Annotated in this window: 14 protein-coding genes and 2 tRNA genes; 1 reads left to right on the forward strand and 15 read right to left on the reverse strand. The window is 52.9% G+C overall.

Annotated elements, in window-relative coordinates:
- Positions 1-15: 15 nt before the first annotated feature.
- From infB to rlmE, 11 genes are all read right to left on the reverse strand, one after another.
- Positions 16-2,673, reverse strand: coding sequence for a translation initiation factor IF-2 (gene infB, locus ACF8D4_RS16060; RefSeq protein ID WP_025887923.1), 2,658 nt, complete (start codon positions 2,671-2,673; stop codon positions 16-18).
- A gap of 24 nt (positions 2,674-2,697) precedes the next feature.
- A complete protein-coding gene (gene nusA, locus ACF8D4_RS16065) occupies positions 2,698-4,197 on the reverse strand; it encodes a transcription termination factor NusA (protein WP_028780659.1) in 1,500 nt (499 codons plus the stop codon).
- 27 nt (positions 4,198-4,224) lie between these two features.
- Positions 4,225-4,680, reverse strand: a complete 456-nt coding sequence (gene rimP, locus ACF8D4_RS16070; protein WP_025887922.1) for a ribosome maturation factor RimP — start codon at positions 4,678-4,680, stop codon at positions 4,225-4,227.
- Between the two features lie 174 nt (positions 4,681-4,854).
- Positions 4,855-4,931, reverse strand: a tRNA-Met gene (locus tag ACF8D4_RS16075).
- Positions 4,932-5,012: 81 nt separating this feature from the next.
- Positions 5,013-5,099 (reverse strand) — tRNA-Leu (locus ACF8D4_RS16080).
- Between the two features lie 10 nt (positions 5,100-5,109).
- Entirely contained in the window at positions 5,110-5,415 is a 306-nt protein-coding gene (gene secG / locus ACF8D4_RS16085) for a preprotein translocase subunit SecG (RefSeq protein ID WP_025009932.1), read from the reverse strand.
- Position 5,416: 1 nt separating this feature from the next.
- Positions 5,417-6,199, reverse strand: coding sequence for a triose-phosphate isomerase (gene tpiA / locus ACF8D4_RS16090; RefSeq protein WP_045283644.1), 783 nt, complete (start codon positions 6,197-6,199; stop codon positions 5,417-5,419).
- Between the two features lie 182 nt (positions 6,200-6,381).
- Entirely contained in the window at positions 6,382-7,719 is a 1,338-nt protein-coding gene (gene glmM, locus ACF8D4_RS16095; RefSeq protein WP_082050144.1) for a phosphoglucosamine mutase, read from the reverse strand.
- Between the two features lie 98 nt (positions 7,720-7,817).
- Positions 7,818-8,654 carry a dihydropteroate synthase gene (folP, locus tag ACF8D4_RS16100; RefSeq protein WP_096141561.1) on the reverse strand — a complete coding sequence of 279 codons (837 nt, stop codon included), beginning with the start codon at positions 8,652-8,654 and terminating at the stop codon, positions 7,818-7,820.
- A 113-nt stretch (positions 8,655-8,767) separates the two neighbouring features.
- Positions 8,768-10,732, reverse strand: a complete 1,965-nt coding sequence (gene ftsH / locus ACF8D4_RS16105; protein ID WP_392465888.1) for an ATP-dependent zinc metalloprotease FtsH — start codon at positions 10,730-10,732, stop codon at positions 8,768-8,770.
- 44 nt (positions 10,733-10,776) lie between these two features.
- Positions 10,777-11,406 carry a 23S rRNA (uridine(2552)-2'-O)-methyltransferase RlmE gene (rlmE, locus tag ACF8D4_RS16110; protein WP_025009927.1) on the reverse strand — a complete coding sequence of 210 codons (630 nt, stop codon included), beginning with the start codon at positions 11,404-11,406 and terminating at the stop codon, positions 10,777-10,779.
- A gap of 90 nt (positions 11,407-11,496) precedes the next feature.
- Here rlmE and yhbY point away from each other — a divergent pair, with 90 nt between their 5' ends.
- Positions 11,497-11,796 carry a ribosome assembly RNA-binding protein YhbY gene (yhbY, locus tag ACF8D4_RS16115; protein WP_025009926.1) on the forward strand — a complete coding sequence of 100 codons (300 nt, stop codon included), beginning with the start codon at positions 11,497-11,499 and terminating at the stop codon, positions 11,794-11,796.
- Between the two features lie 115 nt (positions 11,797-11,911).
- Here the strand turns inward: yhbY and secF are convergent, their stop codons facing one another.
- The 4 genes from secF to greA all read right to left on the reverse strand — a co-directional run bounded on the left by secF (position 11,912) and on the right by greA (position 15,920).
- Entirely contained in the window at positions 11,912-12,808 is an 897-nt protein-coding gene (gene secF, locus ACF8D4_RS16120; protein WP_370628999.1) for a protein translocase subunit SecF, read from the reverse strand.
- Positions 12,809-12,812: 4 nt separating this feature from the next.
- Positions 12,813-14,648 (reverse strand): protein translocase subunit SecD, encoded by a 1,836-nt coding sequence (gene secD / locus ACF8D4_RS16125; RefSeq protein WP_392465892.1) that lies wholly within the window; start codon positions 14,646-14,648, stop codon positions 12,813-12,815.
- A 119-nt stretch (positions 14,649-14,767) separates the two neighbouring features.
- On the reverse strand, positions 14,768-15,337 hold the full coding sequence (locus ACF8D4_RS16130; RefSeq protein WP_345859865.1) for a hypothetical protein: 570 nt from the start codon (positions 15,335-15,337) through the stop codon (positions 14,768-14,770).
- Positions 15,338-15,443: 106 nt separating this feature from the next.
- Positions 15,444-15,920 carry a transcription elongation factor GreA gene (gene greA, locus ACF8D4_RS16135; protein ID WP_025887902.1) on the reverse strand — a complete coding sequence of 159 codons (477 nt, stop codon included), beginning with the start codon at positions 15,918-15,920 and terminating at the stop codon, positions 15,444-15,446.
- Positions 15,921-16,102 lie beyond the last annotated feature (182 nt).

Raw genomic sequence — 16,102 nt, forward strand, 5'->3', positions numbered from 1 at the left:
TTTTCGATGTTGTCGTTACAGGGTACGGGCAACCTCGACGGTTTCGAACACCTCAATCTGGTCGCCTACGCGAACATCATTGTAGTTCTTCACGCCGATACCACATTCCATGCCATTGCGAACTTCGCTAACGTCATCTTTAAAGCGACGCAGAGACTCAAGCTCACCTTCATAGATAACCACGTTCTCACGCAGAACCCGGATAGGTGCACTGCGCTTAACGATACCTTCGGTCACCATACAACCGGCGATTGCACCTAGTTTAGGTGACTTGAACACATCGCGCACTTCAGCCAGACCAATGATCTCCTGCTTGAATTCAGGAGAAAGCATACCGCTCATGGCCGACTTGACTTCGTCGATGAGGTCATAGATTACGCTGTAGTAACGCAAATCCACACTCTCACTTTCGATGGTCTTACGGGCCTGAGCGTCAGCACGGACGTTGAAGCCCACCATGATGGCGTTGGACGCCGCTGCCAGAGTCGCATCTGTCTCGGTCAGTGCACCTACGCCACTGGCTATGATGTTCACTTTCACTTCTTCGGTAGACAGACGGGTCAGCGAGTCGACGATGGCTTCCAAAGAACCCTGTACGTCGGACTTGAGCACGATATTCAGCTCTTTCACTTCGCCTTCGGTCATGTTGGCAAACATGTTTTCCAGCTTGGACTTCTGCTGACGCGCCAGCTTGATGTCGCGGAACTTACCCTGACGATACAGGGCGACTTCACGGGCCTTACGCTCGTCACGAACAACAGTCGCTTCGTCACCGGCAGAAGGCACCCCGGACAGACCCAGGATCTCAACCGGAATCGACGGACCGGCTTCAGTGATGCTCTTACCGTTTTCATCCTTCATGGCACGGATCTTACCGTACTCCAGACCACACAGAACGATATCGCCCTGACGCAGAGTACCTTCCTGAACCAGGACGGTAGCAACAGGACCACGGCCCTTATCCAGCTGAGACTCAACAACCACACCGGCGGCCATGCCGTCACGTACGGCTTTGAGCTCGAGGATCTCGGCTTGCAGCAAGATACCTTCCAGCAGCTCGTCCACGCCCATACCTGTCTTGGCAGATACGAACACAAACATGTTGTCACCGCCCCACTCTTCCGACATCACGCCGTGCTGGGACAGTTCGCTCTTGACGCGGTCGATATCAGCTTCGGGCTTATCCATCTTGTTCACTGCCACGATCAGCGGTACACCACCGGCCTTGGCATGCTGGATAGCTTCAATGGTCTGAGGCATTACGCCGTCATCGGCAGCCACAACCAGAACCACGATATCAGTGGCCTTGGCACCACGGGCACGCATAGCGGTAAACGCGGCGTGGCCTGGAGTATCCAGGAAGGTGATCATGCCGTTGTCGGTTTCTACATGGTAGGCACCGATATGCTGGGTAATACCACCGGCCTCACCGGCCGCAACCTTGGTGCGACGGATATAGTCAAGCAGCGAGGTCTTACCGTGGTCAACGTGACCCATGATGGTCACAACCGGCGCACGTGGCTCCAGTTTGACATCTTCACCGTCACGGTCGGCCAGAACTTGATGCTCCAGCTCGTTTTCACGGATAAGCACAACCTTATGGCCCATCTCCTCGGCAACCAGTTGGGCAGTTTCCTGATCCAGTACCTGGTTGATGGTCACCATAGAGCCCATCTTCATCATGGTCTTGATGATTTCAGTGGCTTTGATGGCCATCTTCTGGGCCAGCTCGGCCACAGTAATGGTTTCACCTATGCGTACATCGCGGTTTACCGCGGCAACCGGCTTGTTGAAGCCATGGTTCATGGATTGAGGCGCACGGTTACGGATGTTGCGCTCGCGACCGTCACGGGAGTCCTTGGTACGTTTCTTACCGGCACTCTTGTGACGTGAACGACGACCACGCTTCTCCTCATCCATATCGCTGGTATCTTCGGCGGCGCGGGCCACTTTAGAGGTAGTGATATGGTGATCGCTGCGCTTCTCGGCTTCAAGACGCTGACGCTCTTCTTCGGCCCAGCGCTTTTCATTCTCTTCAGCCAGGCGACGGGCTTCGGCTGCCGCACGGGCGGCTTCTTCATCGGCCTTGCGCTTAACAGCTTCAGCCTGAGCCGCTTTCAAACGCTCGGCTTCAACACGGGCAGCTTCCTGCTCGGCGCTGGTCTTGGGATCGGCCTTGACCTCTTCCTTGGCTTTGCCGGCATCCTGAGCCGCTTTAGCCTTGGCTTTGGCTTCAGCTTCCGCCTTGGCTTTCGCTTCGGCTTCTACCTTGGCCTTGGCTTCAGCTTCTGCCTTGGCTTTCGCTTCGGCTTCCGCCTGAGCTTTGGCTTCGGCTTCTGCGCGGGCCTGCTCTTCCGCCTGACGGGCCAATTCGGCCGGGTCACGCTTCACAAAGGTGCGCTTCTTGCGAACTTCGACTTTGACGTCTTTGGACTGGCCGCCGCTGCCGGCGACACTCAGAGTCGATACGGTTTTACGCTGTAATGTCATCTTGGTGGGCGCACTGTCCGCACCATGTTGCTTTTTCAGGTAGTCCAGCAGTTGCTGTTTCTCGGCCTCGGTGACGCTGTCATTCTTGCCTTTCTTGATACCGGCCTTGGAAAACTGCTCGATCAATCGCTCTACGCTTTTTCCCACTTCAGTGGACAGTTTCTCTACTGTTGTCTCTGCCATCAGTTAAATCCCCCTGTTGATCGACTATGCTTCTTCGCCAAACCAACAGATGTTGCGGGCTGCCATGATGAGCTCACCTGCTTTTTCTTCTGTCAATTCTTCAATTTCGATCAAATCGTCAATGCCTTGCTCGGCTAAATCTTCCAGAGTTATCACACCCATGCTTGCCAGAACGTAGGCCAGGTGGCGCTCCATTCCAGGCATGGACAACAACTCTTCACTCGGTTCGGCACCATCCAGTGCTTCTTCGGATGCCAGTGCACGGGTAGACAAGGCAGCCTTGGCGCGCTCACGCAATGCGGCAACAATGTCTTCATCAAATCCTTCGATGGCCAACAGCTCGGAAACAGGAACATAAGCCACCTCTTCCAGAGAGGTGAATCCTTCGTCGGCCAGCACCTGGGCGAAATCTTCGTCCACATCCAACGCACCCATGAACAGCTCCATCACTTTGGCGCTTTCGGCCTGATGTTTCTTGTTCATGTCTTCCACTGTCATCACGTTCAGTACCCAGCCGGTCAGCTGTGTCGCCAAACGAACGTTTTGACCATTGCGGCCGATAGCTTGTGCCAGACTATCGGCTTCGACGGCGATATCCATTGAGTGGTTATCTTCGTCAACAATAATTGAGGCCACATCGGCCGGTGCCATGGCGTTGATAACAAATTGTGCCGGGTTATCGTCCCAAAGCACTATGTCAACACGCTCACCACCGAGCTCATTGGATACGGCCTGTACCCGGGCTCCACGCATACCTACGCAGGCACCGATAGGGTCGATACGACGATCATTTGATTTCACGGCGATCTTGGCCCGTGAACCTGGGTCACGGGCAGCGCCCATCACTTCGATCATCTCATCGGCAATTTCCGGTACTTCAACACGGAACAGTTCGATCAGCATCTCTGGCTTGGTGCGAGTCAGGAACAACTGAGCACCACGGGCCTCGGGACGCACTGCATACAACAGAGAACGTACACGGTCACCCGGACGGAAAGTCTCACGGGAGATCAGATCTTCTTTGAACAGCACGCCATCGGCGTTGTTGCCAAGGTCAACCACTACGCTGTCGCGGTTGCTCTTTTTGACCACACCGGTAACCAAATCACCTTCTTTGTCGATAAACTGCTCGACGATTTGGGCGCGCTCGGCTTCACGGACTTTCTGTACTATCACCTGCTTGGCGGTTTGAGTGGTGATACGGTCAAATTGTACCGAATCAATTTCATCCTCAATGAACTCGCCAGGCTGGATCTCCGGGTTCTCATAACGAGCCGCTTCCAGAGTGATTTCACGGTAAGGGTTTTCCAACGCTTCACCGTTATCATCAACCACCAACCAGCGGCGAAAAGTCTCGTAGTCGCCGGTTTTGCGATCTATGGCAACACGAACATCGATATCGCCTTCATACTTTTTCTTGGTTGCGGTAGCCAGCGCAATTTCGAGCGCCTCGAAAATCTTTTCGCGCGGTACAGCCTTTTCGTTGGAAACCGCTTCAGCGACCAGCAAAATATCTTTATTCATCGTCTTGCCTCGTTCACCTTGAAACCATCAAAACTTAGCGATCAGGTTGCCTTTACGGATGTTATCCAAGGCAATAATCAAGTCTTTTCCATCCACTGTCAGAGTGAGCATCTGCCCTTCCACCTTAGTGATGGTACCTTTTAAGTTACGACTACCCGCTACCGGCATAGTCAGTTGAATCTTTGCTTCCTCTCCAAGGTACATACCATATTGCTCAGAGGTGAACAGCGGCCTGTCGAGACCGGGAGAGGAGACTTCCAGAGTGTATTCGGAAGTGATAGGGTCCTCGACATCCAGAATGGCGCTCGCCTGACGACTGGCATTGGCACAGTCTTCAATATTAATGCCGTTCTCACTGTCAATAAATAGCCGCAAGGTTGAATGCTTGCCGGCCTTAACAAATTCAATACCCCAGAGCTGGTAGCCTAAGCCTTCCACTGCTGGAGTAAGCATTTCTGTGAGTCTGGATTCTAATGTTGCCAAGGTAACCCCCGAAAAACAAAAAAGGGCTATTAATAGCCCCAGTATTGAGCTGCCGTAAAAGGCAGCAAATTTAAAAGTCCCAGATAACAAAAAACCCCGTAATCACGAGGTCATTATCTTCAAGAACCTGTAAACAGGATGAATTGTAGAGTAGCGCAATTCATCACTGGGAGCTGGTTGCGGGGGCCGGATTTGAACCGACGACCTTCGGGTTATGAGCCCGACGAGCTACCAAGCTGCTCCACCCCGCGTCAACTGCTGCAAGTTTACTGATTTCAGCTTTTACTTGCAATAACTGAGGAAAATTTCACATCCATTTCTCAGTTAAATATTGGTGCCGAGAGCGGGACTTGAACCCGCACGACCGTTAGGTCACAGCCACCTCAAGGCTGCGCGTCTACCAATTTCACCACCTCGGCATATTCGGTATTAGTCTGGAATTTTGGTCTCAGACTGTTGGGTCTGTTCTACATCAGGCCCCATAATGTTGGTTTCCTGCTTCACGTGATGTGCACTCATATTGCCGATAACCAGGCTGAGAGTGAAAAACGCGATAGCGAGAATCGCCGTTGTACGGGTCAGAAAGTTACCTGAACCTGCTGAACCGAACAGGGTTCCTGAAGCACCGGCACCAAAAGATGCGCCCATGTCAGCCCCTTTGCCTTGCTGGATAAGGATGAGTCCAACCAGACCCAAAGCCACCAACAAGTAAATAACCATCAGTACTTCTTTCATATTAAGCGCTCATTGCTATCGTACATAAACTCAAGAATTCGGTAGAGTTTAAGCTAGCACCGCCTATCAGTCCACCATCCACATCAGGTTGGGCGAATAAATCTGCAGCATTACTCGGTGTGACACTGCCGCCGTACAAGATCCTGATGTTTTCCCCAATATAAGGGGACACTTCAGAGAGGCGATTGCGTATAAACGCGTGAACTTCTTGTGCCTGCTCCGGTGTTGCGCTCTTTCCTGTCCCTACAGCCCAAAGGGGTTCATAGGCGATGATCGCATTATCAAAAGCCATGGTACCGTTCTTTTCGATTACCACATCCAACTCCTCGGCAAGCACCTCGAAGGTACGTCTTGCTTCACGAGCCGGGCCCGATTCACCGACACAAAGTATCGGGGTCAAACCGTGCTTTTGAGCTGCGGCAAATTTCTCTGCCACTATATTACTCGTCTCACCGTACATACGGCGGCGTTCCGAGTGACCGATTATCACATAACGACAGCCGGCATCTTTCAGCATCCGCCCTGAGGTTTCACCTGTGTAGGCACCAAAATCGTGCTGACTCAGGTTTTGAGCCCCCATTCTAACCAGAGAACCATTCAGGGTTTCCTTGTTAGTTTCGAGCAGTTGCCTTACGCTTTCCAGGTAAATTGCTGGTGGGCATAAAACCACTTCAACAGAATCATTATGTAGCTTGGTGGCAAACTTCTTGAACAACTCTTGCGCCAACTGCGCGCTGCCATTCATTTTCCAGTTGCCTGCTACCATTGGACGTCTGAGTGCCATCACCATCTCCTCTGAAAGCGGCGTGAATAATAGCGAACCACTTATTAACTTACAATACCTGATTGCGGAATTTTTGCGATTTACTGTGTGTTCGGCTACTTTTTGCGCTCGCACTCAATAAATCGCTCACAATTCCAGCTTAAGTCATTAATTTTACTTTGATTAAGCTAAAAAAGGCCAGTTTAAACCGCTTGTTTGACTGCGGTGGCTATGGTTTCGGCATGGGCGCGCACCTGGGCTTCATCGTCCCCTTCCACCATCACCCGGATCAAAGGCTCAGTACCGGATTTACGCAGCAGTACCCGGCCGCGCTCACCCAGTTGCGACTCAACCTGAGCCTGGGCGTCTTGCACCAGTTGTGATGCCAGCGGATCTGAGTTGCCTTCAAAGCGAACATTAATAAGGACCTGAGGCAACATCTTCATAGATTCAGTTAACTCTTCCAGCGAGGCGTTGTGACGGCGCATTGCCGCCAGCACCAGAATACCTGCCACTATACCATCACCCGTAGTGCCATGATCCAGATTGAGGATATGGCCTGAGTTCTCCCCCCCTATACGCCAATCTTTCTCTTTCAGCAGTTCCATTACATAGCGGTCGCCAACTTTGGAACGGGCAAAGGGGATATTGAGCTGCTTGAGCGCCAATTCGAGTCCAAGATTGGACATCAAGGTACCGACAACCCCGCCTTTGAGAATGCCGCGCTTTTGGGCGTCGCAGGCAAGAATATAGAGGATCTGATCGCCGTCTATCACTTCACCTTGTCGATTGACCATCATGATACGGTCGCCGTCGCCATCGAGCGCGATACCCAGATCGGCGCCTTCGCTGACCACGGTCTCACAAATCTTGGCCATGGAGGTCGCACCAACCTGATCATTGATGTTGATGCCATTGGGCTTATCCCCTATGGTCACTACCTCGGCGCCCAGTTCGCGGAACACATTGGGGGCGATGTGATAAGTTGCGCCGTGAGCACAATCCACCACTATCTTGAGCCCGGCGAGGGTTTGATCCGCCGGGAAGTTACCTTTGCAATATTCGATATAACGACCGGCGGCATCATCGATACGGGAGACTTTCCCCAGCAGGTGCGACTCGACACAAACCAGAGGTTTTTCCAGCTCGGCTTCTATCTCCAGTTCCAGTTCGTCATCCAGCTTGCTGCCATCTGTGGAGAAAAACTTAATACCGTTGTCATAGTAGGGATTGTGAGATGCACTGATAACGACCCCCGCCTCGGCGCGGAATGTTCGGGTCAGGTAGGCGACGGCCGGCGTCGGCATGGGCCCCATTAACATCACATTGAGTCCGGCGGCAGACAAGCCGGCTTCCAACGCCGACTCGAACAGATAACCTGAGATCCGGGTATCTTTGCCTATAATCACTTTACGGGTACCACTGCGGGACAAGACCCTACCGGCAGCCCAGCCAAGCTTAAGTGCCAGCTCCGGAGTCATCTTGCCCGCTCCAACCTTGCCGCGGATCCCGTCCGTACCAAAAAACTTTCTCACGCTCACTCCTACTGAGAACCATCTTTGAATGGTTATTCTATATACTGTAAACCTAATACCGGCTGACCCACCGGCCTGAAACCTATGAAGTCACGGCGCTGTCTTTATCCAAACTGCTTGGTTGCTGCCATGACCTTGAGTACATCGCTGGTCTCTGCGACATCATGTACCCGAATAATATGTGCGCCCCGCTGAGCTGCCAACATGGCGCCTGCCAAGCTACCTGCCAATCTGTTGTCGACACTGCGCTCAAGCAGATTTCCTATCATACTCTTTCGCGACAGTCCGATAAGTAAAGGCAGATCAAATTTTGCCAGCTCCTGCAAATGGGCCAGCAGATGATAATTGTGTTCCAGCGTCTTGCCAAATCCAAAACCCGGATCCAGCAATATTGCCTCTCTGGCGATCCCCGCTTCAATACAGGCCTCAATGCGCTTGGCAAAGAAGTCATTCACCTCGGCAAGCAGATCCTCATAGTGGGGCGCATTCTGCATGGTTCTGGGTTGCCCCTGCATATGCATCAGGCACACAGGCACCTGCAGTTCAGCAGCGGCTTGTAGAGCGCCGGGCTCCTGCAAGGCCCGCACATCATTGATAAGGTGAGCGCCGGCATTGATACCGGCGCGCATCACTTCGGCTTTACTGGTATCCAAAGAGATCCAGATCTGGGGATACTTGGCGACAATATACTCCACCAAGGGAACAACCCGGGAAAGCTCCTCATCGACGCTGACATCGGCAGCCCCGGGCCGGGTGGACTCGCCGCCGATATCGATAAACACGGCGCCATCGGCCACCATTTGGTCGGCGTGGCGGCAGGCCAGTTCAAAGGAAGAAAAACGGCCGCCATCGGAAAACGAATCCGGGGTTACATTGAGGATCCCCATTACCTTGGGCTCATCGAGTAATAGTTGGTGAGCACCGGACTTTAGTTCAAACACTCTTTACTCCCTTACGCGTCAAGCGCGAGAACATCTTTATTGGATTTATTATTGTGACTTCAGGCAGAAACAAGAAAACCCCTTGCGGGGTTTTCTTTTACCTCAGAGTAGGCTTATTTCAGCGGGCTCTCACCGGGTTTGCCCAAATCTGCAGCAGTATCACTCGGCTCATGCTCTTCAACTTCAGTCTCTTCAGGCTTGGCACCTTTACTGCCATTATTGCCGTTGGAAGAGCCATTGTCATCCATATGCCAATCCACAGGAGGACGCACTTCGCGGCGCTCCATCAGGTCCTCTATCTGGCGCGAGTCTATGGTCTCATACTTCATCAACGCATCTTTCATCGCGTGCAGTACGTCCATATTCTCATCCAGCAGTTGCTTGGCACGCTGGTAGTTGCGGTCAATGATAGCCTTGATTTCTGAGTCTATGATGGCCGCAGTCTCATCAGACATATGCTTGGACTTGGCCATGGAGCGGCCCAGGAATACCTCACCCTCTTCCTCTGCATACAGCAGCGGACCGAGTTTCTCGGAGAAGCCCCACTGGGTCACCATGTTACGGGCAATGGCCGTAGCATATTTAATGTCCTGAGATGCACCGGTAGAGACTTTTTCAGTGCCAAAGATAATCTCTTCGGCCAGTCGACCACCGTAGGCCACAGAGATCTTACTCTCCAGCTTCTGGCGGCTCTCACTGATGGCATCGGCTTCCGGCAGGAAGAAGGTCACACCCAAGGCCCGGCCGCGAGGGATAATGGTTACCTTATGCACAGGGTCATGCTCAGGCACCAGATAGCCCACAATCGCGTGACCGGCTTCGTGGTAAGCCGTCATCTCTTTCTCGGACTCAGACATTACCATGGAGCGGCGCTCGGCGCCCATCATGATCTTATCTTTGGCACTCTCAAACTCTTCCATGGTCACCACACGGCGATTACCGCGGGCAGCAAACAGTGCCGCCTCGTTAACCAGGTTGGCAAGATCCGCACCAGAGAACCCAGGCGTACCACGGGCAATCACACTGGCTTTAACATCGTCACCCAAAGGCACTTTACGCATGTGCACTTTAAGAATTTGCTCACGGCCGCGAACATCCGGCAGCCCCACTACAACCTGGCGGTCGAAACGGCCTGGACGCAGCAGCGCGGCATCCAACACGTCTGGACGGTTGGTTGCAGCGATAACGATAATACCTTCATTACCTTCAAAGCCATCCATTTCCACCAGCATCTGGTTCAATGTTTGCTCACGCTCGTCGTGACCACCACCGAGTCCTGCACCACGCTGACGGCCCACGGCATCGATTTCATCGATAAAGATGATGCATGGAGCCGACTTTTTGGCCTGCTCGAACATGTCACGTACCCGGGAGGCACCGACACCGACAAACATTTCCACAAAGTCAGAACCTGAGATGGTAAAGAAAGGCACCTTGGCTTCACCGGCAATCGCCTTGGCAAGCAAGGTTTTACCTGTACCTGGAGGACCAACCATCAAGACACCGGTAGGAATACGGCCACCGAGTTTCTGGAATTTGGTGGGATCACGCAGATAATCCACCATCTCCTTCACCTCTTCCTTGGCCTCGTCACAACCGGCCACATCGGCAAAGGTGGTCTTAATCTGATCTTCGCTCATCAGCTTGGCTTTACTCTTGCCAAAGGACATGGCGCCTTTACCGCCACCGCCCTGCATCTGTCGCATAAAGAAGATCCACACCCCAATAAGCAGCAACATGGGGAACCAGGAGATAAAGATCTGTGTCAGGAAACCTGACTCTTCGGCTTCCTGCCCTTTCATGCGGATGCCTTTACGATCCAGGTCATTGATCAGATCCTGGTCATACAAGGGCATAATGGTGGTGAACTTTTCACCGGACTTTTTGACGCCTTCAATCGTACGTTGGTCGCTTTTCACTTCAACGTTACTGACTTGGCCGCTGCGAACATCGTCCAGGAAAGTCGAATAATCCATCTTCTGCGCTGACGAAGAAGAGGGGGAGTAACCCTGGAACACGGACATCAGCACCACGGCGATGACCACCCAGAGAATCAAATTTTTTGCCATGTCACTCAATTACTGAACCTCACAAAGTCTTGAGATTTACTTCAATCAGGGTACTACAACTTGTACCCTGTCGCTACCAGATAGACCTCGCGAGAACGTGGCCTGGAGGAATCCGGCTTACGGGTTTTTACAGTCTTGAACGCTTGTCTGACTGCTTTCATATACTCGTCAAAGCCCTCCCCCTGAAAGACTTTAACAGCAAAACTACCATTGGCTGCCAACACCTGATGACACATATCCAGCGCCAACTCCACTAAATACATGGCTCTGGGCTGATCCACACCATCTGAACCACTCATATTGGGCGCCATATCCGAGAGCACCAAGTCAACCTTATCTTCCCCTACCCGGGTCAGCAAGGCCTCAAGGACTTTTTCCTCACGGAAGTCTCCCTGAAGGAAATCGACGCCAACGATTGGGTCCATCGGTAAAATATCACAGGCAACCACTTTACCTTTTTCACCGACCAACTTGGCCGCCACCTGAGACCAACCTCCGGGAGCCGCCCCCAGGTCGACCACTGTCATCCCGGGTTTAATCAGCTGATCTTTTTGTTGCAGCTCCTCTAACTTGAACGCGGCCCGCGAACGCAGCCCCCGTTTTTGTGCCAATTTGACATAGTGATCATCAAAGTGTTCCTGCATCCAACGGGTGGAACTGGCCGTACGTTTCTTACCTGACATTCAAAATCCGCAACAAATGAGAGTTACACAAGGGCTATATGAGGGTAGAATAGCGGCTTTTCAACAGTAACTCAGCAAAAGTTGGTAGAAATGAACTTAACAACCAAACAGAAACAGCATCTCAAGGGCCTGGCACACAGCCTTAAGCCGGTAGTGCTGCTTGGTGCCAATGGCCTGACTGAAGGGGTACTGGCTGAAATTGATAATGCGCTCTCTCACCATGAGCTGATTAAAGTTAAAGTCGCCTCTGAAGACAGAGAACTGAAAGCCGCTATCGTTGATGCCATTGTCCGTGAAACCCAGGCAACCAAGGTGCAGCTGATCGGCCATGTTTTGGTGCTCTTCCGTCAATCCGAAGAGATGAAAATCGCTCTGCCCAAGGCCAGATAAGCCCTTTCCCCACAAAAAAGCCACCTTAACCGGTGGCTTTTTTGTTACCATAATCCCATCGGCGCACACATTGTGGCGCCGGCGGATTAAATCAGTATTAATTGATGGGTTTCAATCAAGGAGTCTGGGTCACAGGCGTCACCCGATAATGCTCACTGGACAGTCCCAGCCATTCCGGCAGTGAAGTACCAACCGATATCGATGAGAAAGTACCGGTCAACACCCCGATAAACATGGCGATGGAAAATCCTTCCAAGGGGCCTCCGCCCATGATCCACAGTGCTGAAATAGTCATCAGGGTAGTACCGGATGTCACCATGGTTCGGGCAAAAGTGGCCGCAATCGCCTGGTTATTGATGTCTTTTACCGCCAACTTGGGTTTGGCAGCCAGCAATTCGCGGATCCTGTCGGCAATAATGATGGAATCGTTGAGCGAATATCCCAAAATGGCCAACACAGCCGCCAGCACAGTCAGGTTGAACTCCATCTGAGTGGCGGCAAAAAAAGCCAGCACAAAGATAACATCATGCACCAGAGCAAATACCGCACCGGACGCCAGACGCCACTCAAAGCGGTAAGAGAGATACCCCAGAATACACAGCATTGCCACCAGCAAAGCCAAGCCGCCCTGCTCGGCCAACTCCTGGCCGACCTGAGGCCCGACTATGCTGGTATTGAGCACTTCAACATGAGTGTTCATCCCCGCCAGTACCTCCGGCAGTTCGGGCATGGTTTGCCCGGCACTTGGCGCTGCATAACGCAGCACCCAGCGTCCCGGCTCACCGGCAGCAATCAGGCTGACTTCCTGGCCATAGGCCTGCTGCAACACAGGTTGCAGCGATTTGGAGCTGATTGAGCTGTCGATACGGATTTCACTGACCACGCCGCCGGTAAAATCCAGCCCCCAGTTGAGCCCCTTGACGGCAATCACACTGATGGACACTATCATCAAAATTACAGAAATCGCGCTGCTGAAATAACGCCACTTGGTTGCATTTTTCATATTAATCATAATATTAAACCCTCACTTCGCGGCTGAAGTTCTTGCCATAGACCAGGTTAATAATCGCCCTTGAGGCAAAAATCCCGGTGAACATACTGGTCAACAACCCCAGCCCCAGCGTCAGCGCAAACCCCTGAATAGGACCATTACCTATGGCGTAGAGCACTACAGCAGTGATCATAGTGGTGAAGTTGGCATCGAAAATGGTGGAGAAGGCGCTGTCAAAGCCCTTATCAATGGCGTGAGCCAATGCTCGCCCTTCACGAATCTTGTCGCGGATCCGCTCGAAAATCAGTACATTGGTATCCACCGCCATCCCCACTGTCAGCACCAAACCGGCAATCCCGGGGAGAGTCAGTACCGCGCCGGGAATCAAGGCCAGCAAGCCAAACAGCAACACCATGTTAGCCAGCAACGCCAGGTTGGCGACCCAGCCAAGCCTGCGATACCAAAGCGCCATAAATACCAGGGTGATCCCCATGCCGAGCGCCAGGGCGGCAAAGCCGTTGTGAATATTCTCTGCCCCCAGCGTCGGGCCTATGGTGCGCTCTTCAACTATGGTGACAGGCGCAGTCATAGAACCGGCCCGCAGCAAAAGAGCCAGTTGCTGCGCATCCTGATAACTACCGGCGCCGGTTATCCGAAAACGCTCCGGCAGCACAGACTGAATGGTGGCGACACTGATAATTTCATTGCTTTGTACTGCCTTGCCGTTGGCATCGCGGCTGTACTCACTGTATGCCGTGGCCATAGGTTTGCCGATATGGTCTCGGGAGAAGTCGGTCATACGGCGGCCGCCTTCACTGTCCAGGGTAATATTGACCTCGGCAGTACCCATTTCACCTATGCCGGCACGGGCATCGACAATATGCTCGCCGGTCAGCACAGGTTTGCGCGCCACGGGTACAGGATTGCCGGACTTGTCTTTAATCAACATGCCGCCGGTGGCACTGTCCTTGACTTCATAGAAGGCCAGAGTCGCGGTCGCCCCTATCACGCTCTTGGCGGCAGCCGGGTCTTGAACACCGGGCAGCTCGATACGGATGCGGCTTTCGCCCTGACGCTGCACCAGCGCTTCGGTGATCCCCAACTCTTCGATACGGGTACGCATGATCTGCAGGTTTTGCTGCACCGTCAGGTTACGCAAATTGATTTTCTCAGCCTCAGTCAGCGCCAACTTGAGTTGATTGTTATTGCTGCTCACCTGCCAGAGTGGGTATTGCCTGGCCATAAACTGCCGCACCTCGGCGCGAGCCGCCTCTGGCATAACCACTGTCAGTTGCTCTTCAGCGCCCTGACGCACACTCAAGCCTCGGATCCCTTGCTCTCTGGCAAAGGCACGCAGGGCATCGGCCAGTGAGCTTCCCTGGGTTTGATACACAGGGGTGATATCCACATCCAACAAGAATTGCACCCCGCCACGAAGATCCAGCCCCAACTTAATGGGTTCAAACCCCATGCCGAGCAACCACTCGGGCGCCGCCGGGCTCAAAGCCAGAGTGAGTTCAGCGGGATCTTTGGCACGACCGGCCAGCAAGGATTTGGCCAAAGTCTGTTGGCCTTCGTCATTGAGAATAATCAGGGTTTGCTGATCTTTGCTGTCCAGGCGCTTGACTTGAATATCGGCCTTGGCCAGTTCAGAAACTATCTGGGTCGGAGATAAGTCCAGTCCAGCCTTGGGGGATATTTGCACCGCGGCATCTTCACCATACCAAGTCGGCAAGGCGCTCAGCGCCATCACCACCAGGGTGACTACCAGTACCAGATATTTCCAGGCGCTGTAGTGATTAAGCAGTTTTTTAGGCTGGCGCCCTCGGCCATTACTCTTTAATAATGAGTCAGTTATCATATTTATGCTCTCTTTTCGACTCGTGGCTTAAGCCACATATCACAGTCGCAGCCATCCAATGAAGGAGTAACTGACAACAGATGAAGTGAAACCCGGACAGAAAAGCCCGGTAGAGAGCGTCAGGCGGCTTGCTGACTGAAGCGATAGCGGAGGTTGGCGTCTTTCCAGCCCCCAAGGCGCAAACCGGCTCCTGGGTGCTTTAAGGTCCAATACTGCTCAATAGGCAATTGCTCGGCAAAACCTATGCTGAGCACAGGCGCCGGTGGCATAGCGATTTCAAACGCCAATTCATAGGGTGGCTCGGCCACATCATGCGGAGCGGCCGTGCTGAGGCAGCGCTGGCTGGCTCCGGGCGCCGAATAGAGTTGGTCGCCCTGCTCGGAGCGCAGCAACTTGGATAAGTGAGACAGGGAAACCTTGCCATCCATCTTTTCTCTGTCGGCAGCATCATGCTTGCCAAGCTCATGATGCAGGGACTCCTGGGATTGGGGTTCTTGAGCAAGAGACGCTGACAACACTGCAGAAGACGGCTCTTTGTCAGCATCTTGTTGCTGACTGAGCTCGGGTAAGGCTTGCTCAAACGCCTTCCAGGTTGCATCAGAGGCAATCCCGGAATACACATTGCCCAGCAGACCTATGGCGATCAGCAGGGTAAAGAGGCGCATGATTCTCAGCAAGGTGTTATCCATAAACAGGGTTATTTGGGCGGATGCTAGTCTTTCAAGCCCTGACGGGCAAATTAAACTTTGTCCATCTTGCACAAAAAAGCCGCCCGGAGGCGGCTTGATAACGCAATCAGATATATTCGACGGCGACCACTTCATATTCTGCCAGGCCACCGGGAGTTTGGATGTTGACTTCATCCCCCAGATTTTTGCCGATAAGGCCACGGGCAATGGGTGAGTTCACCGAGATCAGGTTCTCTTTGATATTGGCCTCATCGTCACCGACAATGCGGTAAGTCACTTCGGCATCTGTGTCCAGATTCAGTATGGTCACAGTGGCGCCAAAGATGATCCGGCCATTGTTGGGCATCTTGGTCACATCAATGATCTGGGCATTGGACAGTTTGCCTTCGATATCGCGGATACGGGCTTCGCAAATGCCCTGCTCTTCACGGGCTGCATGGTATTCCGCGTTTTCTTTCAAATCCCCCAGTTCACGCGCCGCGGCAATTGCCTCGGTGATCTTGGGACGGCGATCAAACTTGAGTATATCCAGTTCTTTGCGCAACTGTTCTGCCCCAACCAGGGTCATGGGAACCTTGTTCATAATCTCTTTCGTCTCCTGTCAAACAAAAGCAGCCTCCGTCGGCCTAAGGCCAACAGAGACTCATTTTCCGGGTGAATGGGCGCCATTTTGTCAGCGGCGCCAGGGATGCATAGCGGAATACCGGGGAATACACCGGCTAAAACTCAATTCATCTTGGCTACAAGCTTACCTAAGCCATGGCT

The sequence above is a fragment of the Shewanella sp. YQ_9 genome (assembly GCF_043103185.1).
Lineage (GTDB): Bacteria > Pseudomonadota > Gammaproteobacteria > Enterobacterales > Shewanellaceae > Shewanella > Shewanella algae.